Here is a 12,868-nt window from a genome sequence, read left to right as displayed (position 1 = left end):
TTGTAGATTTACGATAGCTAAAAACAAAAAAGTAAGCCGCACACTTGTAATAAAGCAGCCTTTAAAAGCTCTTTTACGATAATACGTTCACTACTGCCATCTACACTCACGCATATTTACTTTGTCGTTTTTAAAGCTAACCCCTTCTAATAATAGCTTTTGGCGCTGCTCTTGATATTTATCACTGCCTGCAGGGAATGATATTTTACCTTGGCTGTTTACTACTCTGTGCCACGGTATAACAGAATCATCTGGCATTTGCTTTAATAAGCGCCCTACCAAGCGTGAATTTTGCGGATAACCGGCAAGCGTTGCTACTTGCCCGTAACTTGCTACAAAACCTACAGGTATATTTGCAATAATGGTGTAAATGAGGGTTTCTTTATCAATATTATCGGTCATTAACGTACGCCTCACTGAGTACTTTAAATTGCTCCCAAATAGAGCGCGCAACAGGGCCATGGTGTATTGCATCACGCCTAAATGCACGTACTTCTATACCAAACTCATCTTCTCTGTCGTTTATCTGTATTTGCTGCAACAGCCCAGCTTCTATTTCAGGGGCGCAATAGTCTATGTTCATCATTGCCCAGCCGGCACCAGCAAGCAAAAACGACTTTAAATTGGTTACATCGTCAATCTTCATTAAGGCAGAGCCTTTTGAGTAAGAAAGCTTGTCGCTGTCTATGCTTAAGTCACTTTCAAACATGGCCAAACACGGGTAATTTTGTAGCTCGTTAAAGGTCATGTACTTAGGAAACGCATTAGTAGATGCAATAATTCCAATGTTTAATTTACCAATTGGTAGGCTTTCTAAGTGCCCTGTTGCATGAAATAAGTCAAACCAGGGGCCTATGCCTAACTCCACTTGCCCACTATTTACTTGCTCTAAAGAGACAAAGCGTTTGCCACTGGTTAAATTAAACTCTGTACGCTTAAATAGTCTAAAAGTATTACTTATGATCTCGTTATAATTGTCTTTTTGACAAATTTGCTCGTAGCAAATTCGATATTGTGGCTCGTTACCCAGTGCAAGCTCTTTAGCAAGCTGCGCTAGCTCATCATTTGCATGCAATAATTGTTGTGCTTCGCGATGAAAAACACGCCCTTTTTCAGTTAACTGTAATCGGTACTTACTTCTATCGAGTAGTTCAAAGCCAATTTTTGCCTCTAAGTTTTTAATTGCTAAGGTAAGCGCAGGCTGAGTTTTATGTAATTTAAGCGCCGCGCCACTTAAACTTGCACTTTGTACAATGGCATCTAAAATTTGTAATTGATTCAGCTTCATACTGCGCTCAACATGATCATAAATAAAACTTATTATGTTTCTAAAATTTAATGAATTTTATTTTATATGGTTGCGGCGTATCCTGCACTTAATTATTTTGCCCATCATTGCCACGGAGAAGACATGAAACTCTTTCGTCTATGTATACTTACTACGACTTTACTTACCTTAATGGCCTGTTCAGAGCCAGAAAAGCAAGTAAAAGAAGAGCCCATTAGGCCTGTAAAGTTATTCAATATAGGACATGATTCGCAAACAAATGTGCGCAGTTTTCCTGCTGAAGTGGTTGCTAACCAAGGCTCGTACTTAGCATTTAGAGTCAATGGTGAACTGGTAGAGTTTCCGGTATTAGCAGGTGAAGAAGTTGAAAAAGGACAACTTTTAGCAAAGCTTGACCCAGAAGACTTTCAATTACAATACGATGATAGAAAAGCCCGTTATGAGCTTGCTAAATCACAACTTAGCCGCATTGAACAATTACTTGAAAAAAGAATCGCGAGTCAATCAGAGTACGATGAAGCATTAGCCAATATGCAAGTGGCAGAGTCTGCCTTTAAAATTGCCGAAACCAACCTAGAATACAGCGAGCTGCGCGCCCCATTTGCAGGGACTGTAGCCAAAGTATTTGTTAAAAACTTTGAAAACATTCAAGCCAAGCAAAACATTTTACGCCTAGAAACCCGCGATTTAATGGATGTAGAAATCCAAGTTCCTGAAAAAATAATAGCGCGCATTAAAAAAGGCAGCGACTACCACCCTACCGTTGTGTTTGACGGTTATGATAATAAAGAGTACACCCTTGATTTAAAAGAGTGGGATACGCAGGCCGATCCTACTACGCTCACCTACAAAGTTGTTTTTTCGCTGCCAGTACCTAAAGACTTTAACCTACTTGCAGGGATGACGGGCCGTGTATTTATCGATTTATCAAAAGTAACCAGCTCGCAAGTGGCTTACACTATTTTACCGGTAGAGTCGGTTTTTTCTGAAGCTAAAGAAAGCGTGTCAGATAACGCCTATGTGTGGATATATAACCCAGAAACCGGTGTTGTTAATAAACAAGCCGTTAAAGTGGGCCAAGTACACCGCGACGGCATTGAAGTGTTAAGCGGTATTAAAGAAGGCCAAATTGTCGTCTCCGCTGGCGTACACTCATTAGATGAAGGCATGAAAGTACGTCCATGGAATAAAGAGCGAGGCTTATAATTATGAGCTTTGCGCAACTCTCCATAGAGAAAAAAGTAATTAGCTGGATGTTTGCACTACTGCTGTTAATTGGCGGGAGTGTGTCGTACTTTGATTTAGGCCAACTAGAAGACCCAGAGTTTACGCTTAAAACCGCCATGGTTATAACTATGTATCCGGGTGCATCGCCACAACAAGTAGAGGAAGAAGTCACCTTTCCTATCGAAAATGCGATTCAGCAACTCCCCTACGTAGATTATGTGACCTCTATTTCATCAAATGGTAAGTCGCAAATATCGGTAGAAATGAAAAGTACCTACCGAAAAGAGCAGCTGCGCCAAATTTGGGATGAAATGCGCCGTAAAATTAACGATTTAGCGCCTTCACTCCCGAGTGGCGTTTACCCAAGCACCATTTTAGATGACTTTGGTGATGTATACGGCGTTATGTATGCGGTTACCGGCGATGGCTACTCTTATGATGAACTTAAAGATTACACCGATTACTTAAAGCGTGAACTCGTACTCGTTAAAGGTGTGAGTAAAGTGACCATTGCTGGTGAGCAACAGCCTCAAGTAATGGTTGAAGTGTCTACCCGTAAATTAGCACAACTGGGTATTGCCCCAAGCCATATTTTTGGTTTACTGCAATCGCAAAATACAGTCTCTAACGCAGGTAAAATTAGAGTGGGTGATGAGTCTATACGCTTTCACCCAACCGGCGAATTTAAAGATGTTAAAGAGCTCGAAACCCTACTTATATCTAAACCCGGTGCTAGCGAGCTTATTTACTTAGGTGATGTAGCCAAAGTATTTAGAGAATACGCAGAAGTACCCAGCAATGTTATTCGCTACAACTCAGAACAAGCGCTTTTAATTGGCGTCTCATTTATGAACAGCGTGAACGTAGTAGATGTAGGTAAACGTATTGACGAGCACTTAGCAGAGCTTGAATACCAGCGCCCACATGGCATACATGTAGAATCGGTGTATAACCAACCTAAAGAAGTAGAAAAATCTGTAGATGGCTTTATTGTCAGCCTAGTAGAGGCGATTGCCATTGTAATCGTGGTACTTCTTATATTTATGGGGTTAAAAAGTGGTATTTTAATTGGCGGTATTTTATTACTCACCGTTTTAGGCACCTTTATATTTATGAAGTTGTTCGCCATAGACCTGCAACGTATTTCTCTGGGTGCGCTTATTATTGCCCTTGGTATGCTGGTAGATAACGCCATAGTAGTAACCGAAGGCATATTAATAAATTTAAAGCGTGGCCAAACTAAGTTAAAAGCTGCGGTTAATATTGTAGAACAAACTAAATGGCCGCTACTAGGCGCTACAGTTATTGGTATTACAGCGTTTGCCCCTATTGGCTTAAGCTCTGATGCGACCGGTGAATTTGCGGGTAGCTTATTTTGGGTATTGTTTATATCGCTTTTACTAAGCTGGATCACCGCCATTACGCTTACGCCATTTTTTGCAAATTTAATGTTTAAACAAGATGAATTTAAAAAAGCTAAAAATGCTGAGGGCGAAGAGGAAAATGACGACCCATACCAAGGCTTTATTTTTACCGGCTATAAAGCACTTTTAGATGTGTCTATGCATTATCGTAAAACCACGCTTGTGCTTATGGTCGTGCTTCTTTGCTCGGCTGTGGTTGGTTTTGGTGCGGTTAAACAATCGTTTTTCCCAGCCTCTAACACCCCTATGTTTTATGTAGATTACTGGCAGCAACAAGGCTCCGACATAAGAGCAACGCTAGAGGGAATCAAAAAGCTTGAAAACTACCTTCAAAAAGAAGAGCTAGTTGAAGAAATAACCAGTACTACAGGCCAAGGTGCTCCACGCTTTATGCTTACTTATGCACCGCAAAAGTCGTACTCGTCATACGGGCAGCTCATTATTAGAGTAAAAAACCGCGAGGCGGTGGCTGTAGTAATGCAAAAAGTGCGTGAATACTCGCAAAATACACCGCTTTCAGCTGAGCTTAAAATTAAGCCTATGGAAATTGGCCCCTCAACCGATGCTAAAATTGAAGCACGCTTTACAGGCCCCGATCCGGTAATGCTTAGACGATTAGCCGCCCAGGCTGAAGAAGTTATCGCACAGGACGACGGCGCTTATAATATTCGTGATGATTGGCGCGCACGCACTAAAATGATTCGTCCACAATTTAACGAACAAAAAGCGCGCCGTTTAGGTATTAGTAAGTCAGACCTTGATGATGTACTGCTTACTAGCCTTTCTGGCAAGCAAGTGGGTGTATATCGTGATGGTACGCAACTTTTGCCAATTATTGCTCGCTCACCGGCAAATGAGCGCCTAAATGTAGAAAGCGTTCACGATTTACAAATATACAGCCCTGTATTGGGTGTATTTGTGCCAGTAACGCAAGTGGTTGACGAATTTGTGGTTGAATGGGAAGACAGCCTAATTATGCGCCGCGACCGAAAGCGCACAATAACGGTAATGGCCGATCACAACGTATTAGGCGATGAAACTGCCGCTAAGTTATTTGCACGCGTGCGCGGACCCGTAGAGGCAATAGAGCTACCGCGTGGCTATAAATTAGAATGGGGCGGCGAGTATGAGTCGTCATCGGATGCACAAGCCGCTATATTTGGTTCATTACCGCTGGGTTATTTAGCGATGTTTGCGGTAACCGTACTGCTGTTCAATTCACTTAAACAGCCTTTAGTTATTTGGGCTACAGTGCCACTTGCCATTATTGGTGTGAGTGCGGGCATGTTAATAATGAATGCGCCATTTAGCTTTATGGCACTACTTGGATTACTAAGTTTAAGCGGGATGCTGATTAAAAACGGCATAGTGTTGGTCGATCAAATAAATCTTGAGCTTCGCGATGGTAAATCGCCTTATCAAGCTGTGTTTGAATCTGGCGTTAGCCGTGTACGCCCTGTAGCCATGGCGGCTATTACCACCATTTTAGGTATGATCCCGCTGTTGTTTGACGTGTTCTTCCAGTCAATGGCGGTAACTATTATGTTTGGTTTAGGTTTTGCAACCATACTTACGCTTATCGTAGTACCTGTGCTTTATACTGTTGTATTTAGAATAGACTACGAGCCTAGAAAGTAATTTAAAAGCCTTACAGCACGTTTAAAACGCAGCTTACCTCACAGTAGCTGCGTTTTTTATTATTTAAACCGAGGTTAAAGATGGACATAATAAACTAGGTTGTATTTGTATTCTCTTTGGCTATTTTAGCTTTATAACCGACGAAAATGGCAATGTAGATTTAAACAACTACCGTTTCACGGGCGGTATTGCACTGGTAATAACAGGCATGTTTGACGGTACTTACGATTTAATTAAACGGCTACGCTCTAAAAACAGCGTATCTGCATTAGCCATTTATTTAGGGCTTTTTTTACTTTATATTGGCGTTGTGTTTTATAAATAACCCCTCAAATGACAGCAAAACAACTTTTTAGAATAATAATTACCGCTAGTTTACTATTCCCACCCCTATTTTTTATTGCTTGGGATGAAAATCTCGATCCCCCCTTTATTGCCAATACCGCTTATGATTTTTTAACACATAAGCTGCTTCCTGTTTTGTCAGTAATAATTAGTATTGCAGGGGGGATGTACGGATACAAAAAGTACAACGCATGCATAACATTTAAATCAAATTTTAAAGACTACTTAGAGGATGATGGGAAGCTTAGGGGCTGGCTGGGTATTTTGTTTATACCGGTTTTAGTTTATTTATGGCTGTGGGCTAGTTTTTGTATTTCAGTAAAGTTATGGACGTATTATTATAGCGACAATAGCTGGCAGCAAGATTACCAGCTACTGGCTGTAGAGGCGTGTCCGAGTGATTACGAATACAGCTGCGCAAAACTGGTTGTGCTTGATTTACAAACTTACAGAAAGCGCTCTTTTAGGTGGTATTTAGATAAACCAGCATTAAAGCGGCTAAAAAATGAAAAAATAAACATCGTGGGCGTTAAAAGCCCACTCGGTAACGTTGTACATCAAATACAATGGTAAGTGCGCACGCTATTTTTTTAAACTTAATGTGCCAGATGAACGCGCTTTACCGTTTGCTGGCTTTTTGTTGTTTGCGCTTTTGCTATCGCCTTGCGTATTTTTACTAGCTCCGCCTTTACCTACATAGGTGGTGGAGCGCTTTTGAAAGGGCGTGTTACTTCTTTGAGTGCGAGTGCCCCGCTCATTATTAAAGGCACGTGGGTTTTCACCCTGAAAATCACGCTTTTTAGGCTCGCCTTTGTTATTGGCATTTTGCTTATTGGTATCAACCGAATGCTCTTGCGTTTTACCCGAATCAGCAATGGAGTCATTAATTTGCGCCATTTCTACGTCGGTTAAATGTCGCCACTGGCCTACTTTTAAGCCCTTTAACGTTACATTCATAATGCGGGTACGTTTAAGGGTCACAACTTCATAGCCTAGGTATTCACACATACGACGAATTTGGCGGTTTAACCCCTGCGTAAGCACTATTTTGAATTCTTGCGGAGCTGTTTGTGTCACTTTACATTTTTTTGTAACGGTATCTAAAATAGGAATACCGTTGGCCATTTTGCTCACAAATTGGCGATTGAGTGGTTTATCAACTGTCACCACGTATTCTTTTTCGTGGTTATTACCCGCTCGCAAAATTTTATTAACGATATCGCCTTCGTTAGTTAAAAAAATCAATCCTTCTGAAGGTCTATCTAAACGGCCGATAGGAAATATACGGGTGGGATAATTAACGGCTTTGACAATATTACTTTGAATTTTACTCTCGGTGGTACAGGTAATACCCACTGGCTTATTATACGCAATGTACACGCGTTTTGGTTTTTCGCGCAGCGGTTTTCCATCTACTAAAACAGTATCGGTATCAGCCACTTTTACGCCCATTTCAGGCGTATTACCATTAACTGTTACACGACCTTGCTCAATATATTTATCGGCTTCACGGCGTGAACAAAAACCTGTTTCACTAATAAATTTATTTAAACGTTTTAATTCGGTCATGGCACTTAATGGTCCTAATTTTAAAGGCGACTAGTGTAAACCACACGCCATTATTTTTCGCCCCTAATTTAAACCTTTACGCATTAATTTTTGCAATTTTTGCTTGAGTTAACTTGCGCCAAACATATTCCAGTGGCCCTTGCTCATAATAGCGACAATATAAGGCTGTAAACAATAGCTGCACGCTAACCAGGCCAGTCGCAACTATCCAATAGTCTATTCGGTTAAAACTTAATACCCACTGCGGATACAACACTTTATAAAGCAACAGCTGCATAAGTGTTTGGCATATATATAAGGTAAAAGCTAAGCGCCCAGCTTGCTGAATAAGCTGGCCCACATGAGCACGGTTATTACAAAATTTAACGATGAGATGAATATAAAATACAGCCATGAACAATGCGGCAAAGGTATTTATAAACTCTTGTATGGCGAACCCTGCTCCCCCTGTAAACTTTGACGCATAAAGCCTCATGCCTGAAAAAATAAAGGCGCCAGCTATACAAACAATAAGATGCGGATTGGTTAAACCTTTACTAAAAACCTCATTTTTATATAAATATATGCCAATCAGCATTAGCCCTACGCACAGCCACATGATCATGATAGGAACAGCTACCAGCATTAATATATTCATACCTAGGTTACTCAAAAAGTAATCGCTGTAATGCGGGCTATATAAATCGATATACTGTGCTGAATCACGATAAACGACCTCATCAGGCGCACTAAAAAGCACCAACCCCGTGGCTACACAACCAATTAAAAGAAACTCCCCTGCCCTTTTTACAAGCAGTTGGTTATTACTTTGTAAATATTTTAGGGCAAACCAGCCAGATACACCGTACAAAAATAAAATGTCGCCAGCCCAAAGTAAAAAACCATGTACCAAACCAAAAATGATAAGCCAATGCAATCGCGCTTTTAAAGGCGCTGTTGATTTAACTTTTTGCCATTGAATATAAAGTCCTGCACCAAACAGTAAGCTAAACAGCGTTCTAAATCGGCCATCAACAAAAAAAGTACTCACAGCATGGATAAGGGTGTCGCTAAAAGGCGGGGTAGATAAAGGAATATAGCTATAATCCATTAAGCCAAACGCATAGCCATTCATATACACTAAGCAAAGCACGGCAATGCCGCGAATAAAGTCCATATTATAATTTCGCATAATGAGCGGTTACTGTCCTTTAACTATTATTTTTATAATTATCTGCCCAATCTACGGCTTGATTATATAACCCTGGCAGCACATCACTTTTAACATTAAGTAATATAACGGCTTTTTCTAATGTCCACCAGCTACCTGTTTCGTACGCTTGTACTACATTTAAAATATAATATAGGGTGTTTTTTTCGTTTAATAATGCCGCTTTAATATCATCAGGAAAAGGTAACTTTTCGACTAATAAACTCATAGGTTGATCGAGTATGGCATCTAGTAACGAAAACAAGCCGGTTAAAAACGCCTCACCCGCCAACGATTTAGACACCTGCTTTGCTATTAGCTCACAAAAGCGTGCTCTAACTACACACACTTGCATTAATTCTGCTGGCTTTTTTCCCGCGGTGTGCGCGGTAACAATAAGACTTACAAACTTTTTTAAACGCTCATGCCCTAAATACACTAACGCCTGTTTAATAGATGATATTTTACTCTGAATAGGAAAAACACCGCTGTTAATTAGCCGCATAAGCTTATAAGCCAACGCCGCATCGGCTTCAAATAACGCACTAATTTGCTTTATATCTGGGCTTGGTTTCATTACTTGCGCGTAAATAGCCACAACTAACGCATAGTTATAATCAATGTCTTGCTGTTCGTGCATTGTGGGCTTGGCAAAAAAGTAGCCTTGAAAGTAATCAAACCCCATTTTATGTGCTTGGTGATAATCGGCTTGGGTTTCTATTTTTTCTGCTAATATTTTTATTTTTTTATGCTGTTTTAGTTTTTCTACAATCTCGGCAATATCTGATAAAGGCGTTTGCGCAATATCAAACTTTACTAGCTTAATAAACTTTAAAAATCGCTCCCATTGCTCGTTATAAACAAAGTCATCTAATGCGAGTTTATAGTTTTTATGAAAAAGCTCTCTGCAAAGCTGATAGTTATCGTCGGTGGGTTCAATGGTTTCTAGCAGCTCAATGACCACATCTTTGCAGGGTAAAAAGTCACATAAATTGTGCTTTAAAGAGTCAGGGCCTATATTTATCAGTGCAGTTTTACCGGAGGTGATGTGGCGTGTGCCTAAATTAAGCTGGTTTTCCATTATTAGGCGAGCAGTTGCTTGACCTTCTTCTATATCGGGAAAAAAGTTTTCAGCACTATTACGAAATAAAAGCTCGTAAGCAACTACATTTTGCTTACGATTGAATATTGCTTGCCTTGCAACAAATACAGACACATTACCTACTTCTTATTTATATACTCAAACTAAGTAATTAATAGCGTAAATAGGTATAAATGTCACTTCTACTGCGTTTAATTTTAATGATTTAGCAATACATGCTTGAAATATAATCAGCAGCGACCGTTTCCCACGAAAAACGTGCTCCTTTAGCATTAGCTGTAATGTTACTCCATTGCTTAGGATTTTGCTGTTTTAGCGTAAGGGTTTCAGTCAAGCATGTCATTAACCCATCAACTTGTTCATTCAACGAGCCGCCAGAAAATGCAAAGCCATTGTTGTTGTGGCTTACGGTGTCTTTTAAACCGCCAACACTGTGTACTAAACAAGGTTGCCCTGCGCGCATAGCAAGCATTTGACTAATTCCGCATGGCTCAAACGAGCTTGGCATTAAAAATAAATCCCCTAGCTCATATAGGCTATCGCCAATACCTTGCCCATAACCTTTTAAAAACAATAAGTTTGCATTGCGTGCCATGGCCTTGGTGAAAATGCTTTCAAGGGCTTTGTCACCAGAGCCTAAAATAATAAGACGACCATTAAAACGGTTAATTATTTCACACACGTTATCAAGCGCTAATGCATTACCGTATTGTTGGCAAAGTAATAACACCTTTTGCTCGGTCAGCCTGCCAACACTTGTTACGAGGGGCCCATCTATTGGCGTGTTTTTAAACTGCAGCATGCGCTGATGCGCCACATAGTAGCTCGTTTCAAGCTGCTCATGTTTTGCCATCCAGTTAAATAAAGTATGTTCAATACGCTCATACAAGAGCGATAAAGTAACCTGCTCAGGGTTTTGCTCAGGGTATTCACAGCCATTTAATATTCCCACCACCTTGCCTTGAGCCGATTGATTTTGTAAATCAAGCTCTAAGCCTTCTCCACCAAAAAAACCTTGCTGATAATTACTCGGCTTTAGTACCTCGGTACTGTAAGTAGGTGAGACTAAATGAACTTTATCTGCCAAATTTATAGCACTGCGCATAGGATTAAAACAGTGTGGGTAACGAGGATCGCACAAATGTTGCCCGTTATAACCTAACGAAGGAAACCAAGCCTCTAAACTCGAGTCGTCGTGCTTAAAAGGCCTGATCCCTTGCAGTGCTAAATTATGAACTGTATAGGCAATATGTAAATTAGCGAGGGTATCGTAGCGTTTATCAAATTTTAATAATACGGCGACACACGCGCTATGCCAATCATGTAGATGCAGTGCTTGAGGGCGCATTATTAAACCCTGTAGCAACGCTTCACATAGAGCGGCACTAAATAATGCATATTTTGTTGCATCAGTGGCAAAAGGTCGCCCGGGTTCGTCATTGCAATACACCGAACCCGATTGGCTAAACAGTGGGTGCGAAATAACAAATTGATTAATGTGTGTGTTGTCATCACTTATTTTAAATAAAGATAATACCTGTGGCTGCGCTCTAAATATAACAGTGACATCACCTATATATTCACGTTGCAGTTGCTCAAACCCATAATCAGGAATAACAACATCTACGCTCACGCCTTGTGCTGCTAGTGCTTTTGGGGCATCTCTGACTACATCTGCTACCCCGCCCACTTTAGCGTTTGGTAAAGCATCGTTTTCTGCGGCAACCATTAATACATGCATTTATTTACTACTTCCTTAACCTTTGTTATTCGCATCCGATTTTAAGCGAACTTTTTATTTTCGTGTGCTTGACGTTCAAGCTTTTTAGCAAGTTCCGTGAGCATATCACGGGTGACTAATACGATGCCTTTTTTAGATACCCTAAAGCCATTTTCTTCATCGGCTTTTCTATCGTAGCCAATTTCAAGCCCTGCGGGTATTTCACAGCTTCGATCAATTATGGCTCGCTTAATTTTACAATGACGATTAATGAGAGCCCCGGGTAAAATTACTGATTGCTCTATTTCGCAAAATGAACGCACGTGCACGTTTGAAAACAGCAGTGATTTTCTAACTACTGAGCCCGATACAATACACCCTCCTGATACCGTTGAGTCTACCGCCATACCGCGTCTATCTTCATCATCAAAAATAAACTTAGCCGGTGGCAACTGCTCTTGGTAAGTCCAAATAGGCCAGGTTGGATCGTATAAATCTAGCTGTGGCTCGGGCATTACCAATTCCATATTGGCTTCCCAAAACGAGTCTAACGTTCCTACATCGCGCCAATAAGGTTGCCCTTCTTGCATGGGATCTCTAAACGGAAACGCATACACATTGTGCTCTTCTATAATTGCCGGAATAATATCGTGCCCAAAGTCGCGGCCAGAACCTTCATTTTCAGCATCTTTTTTTAGCTGCTCAAATAAAAACTCAGTATTAAACACATAGTTGCCCATAGAGGCTAAGCAGGTACCTGGCTTACCAGGGACAGAGCTGGGGATCGAAGGTTTCTCATCAAAGCGACATACCCGATTTTTTTCATCAACAGTCATTACCCCAAAGGTATCTGCAGCCTCTTCAACAGGTACTTCAAGGCAACATACTGTCATGTCGGCGCCTTTTTGCACATGCTCGGCTAATAAAGCGCCGTAATCCATTCGATAAACGTGATCGCCTGACAAAATCATCACATATTTTGGCAGTTCGTGGCGAATAATATCCATGTTTTGAAAAACCGCATCGGCAGTTCCACAATACCACTCATCACCATTACGCTGAGATGCGGGTAAAATTTCAACCGACTCCCCCAGCTCTTTTTTAAAATGGCCCCAGGCGCGATTAACATGGCGAATCAAAGAGTGCGATTTATACTGTGTGGCTATGCCTACACGCCTCACACCCGAATTGATACAATTTGATAATGGAAAATCGATAATACGGTGCTTACCGCCAAAATAAACAGCGGGCTTTGCGCGCCAATCTGTCAATTCGTGTAAGCGTGAGCCGCGTCCACCAGCCAGTATTAACGCGTACGTATCTCGGGTTAAGCTACTTATGTAACGATTTGCATAACTAGGCATAA

General features: G+C 40.9%; 10 protein-coding genes. 3 read left to right on the top strand and 7 right to left on the bottom strand.

Annotation, left to right across the window (positions count from 1 at the left end; genetic code table 11):
• Window positions 1–90 precede the first annotated feature (90 nt).
• Together MTF68_RS06295 and MTF68_RS06290 are read right to left on the bottom strand one after the other, a co-directional pair.
• Entirely contained in the window at window positions 91–402 is a 312-nt protein-coding gene (locus MTF68_RS06295; RefSeq protein ID WP_248462015.1) for an MGMT family protein, read from the bottom strand.
• Window positions 392–1,288 carry a LysR family transcriptional regulator gene (locus MTF68_RS06290; RefSeq protein WP_248443538.1) on the bottom strand — a complete coding sequence of 299 codons (897 nt, stop codon included), beginning with the start codon at window positions 1,286–1,288 and terminating at the stop codon, window positions 392–394. The genes MTF68_RS06295 and MTF68_RS06290 overlap by 11 nt, the downstream gene beginning before the upstream one ends.
• Window positions 1,289–1,411: 123 nt before the next feature.
• On the opposite strand from MTF68_RS06290, the gene MTF68_RS06285 reads away from it, so the two are divergent.
• The 3 genes from MTF68_RS06285 (at window position 1,412) to MTF68_RS06275 (ending at window position 6,495) form a co-directional block, all read left to right on the top strand.
• The gene (locus MTF68_RS06285; protein WP_024031767.1) at window positions 1,412–2,494 is read left to right on the top strand and encodes an efflux RND transporter periplasmic adaptor subunit; all 1,083 of its coding nucleotides are present in this window, start codon (window positions 1,412–1,414) and stop codon (window positions 2,492–2,494) included.
• Window positions 2,495–2,496: 2 nt separating this feature from the next.
• On the top strand, window positions 2,497–5,577 hold the full coding sequence (locus tag MTF68_RS06280) for an efflux RND transporter permease subunit (protein WP_248462014.1): 3,081 nt from the start codon (window positions 2,497–2,499) through the stop codon (window positions 5,575–5,577).
• A 333-nt stretch (window positions 5,578–5,910) separates the two neighbouring features.
• On the top strand, window positions 5,911–6,495 hold the full coding sequence (locus tag MTF68_RS06275) for a hypothetical protein (protein ID WP_138577239.1): 585 nt from the start codon (window positions 5,911–5,913) through the stop codon (window positions 6,493–6,495).
• A 9-nt stretch (window positions 6,496–6,504) separates the two neighbouring features.
• On the opposite strand, the gene rluF is transcribed toward MTF68_RS06275, so the two are convergent.
• The 5 genes from rluF to glgC all read right to left on the bottom strand — a co-directional run bounded on the left by rluF (window position 6,505) and on the right by glgC (window position 12,866).
• The gene (gene rluF, locus MTF68_RS06270; RefSeq protein ID WP_029774482.1) at window positions 6,505–7,491 is read right to left on the bottom strand and encodes a 23S rRNA pseudouridine(2604) synthase RluF; all 987 of its coding nucleotides are present in this window, start codon (window positions 7,489–7,491) and stop codon (window positions 6,505–6,507) included.
• Window positions 7,492–7,567: 76 nt separating this feature from the next.
• Window positions 7,568–8,647 (bottom strand): DUF418 domain-containing protein, encoded by a 1,080-nt coding sequence (locus MTF68_RS06265; RefSeq protein WP_248462127.1) that lies wholly within the window; start codon window positions 8,645–8,647, stop codon window positions 7,568–7,570.
• A 34-nt stretch (window positions 8,648–8,681) separates the two neighbouring features.
• Window positions 8,682–9,896: an HDOD domain-containing protein gene (locus MTF68_RS06260; RefSeq protein ID WP_029774480.1), complete on the bottom strand. Its 1,215-nt coding sequence runs from the start codon at window positions 9,894–9,896 to the stop codon at window positions 8,682–8,684.
• 91 nt (window positions 9,897–9,987) lie between these two features.
• Entirely contained in the window at window positions 9,988–11,523 is a 1,536-nt protein-coding gene (locus tag MTF68_RS06255; RefSeq protein ID WP_248462013.1) for a glycogen/starch synthase, read from the bottom strand.
• 41 nt (window positions 11,524–11,564) lie between these two features.
• Entirely contained in the window at window positions 11,565–12,866 is a 1,302-nt protein-coding gene (gene glgC, locus MTF68_RS06250) for a glucose-1-phosphate adenylyltransferase (protein ID WP_248462012.1), read from the bottom strand.
• Window positions 12,867–12,868 lie beyond the last annotated feature (2 nt).

This window comes from Pseudoalteromonas sp. 2CM37A (genome assembly GCF_023161885.1).
Taxonomy (GTDB): Bacteria; Pseudomonadota; Gammaproteobacteria; order Enterobacterales; family Alteromonadaceae; genus Pseudoalteromonas; species Pseudoalteromonas atlantica.
The sequence above is the reverse complement of the archived record's forward strand: the minus strand, read 5'-3'. Positions and strand labels throughout refer to the sequence as shown.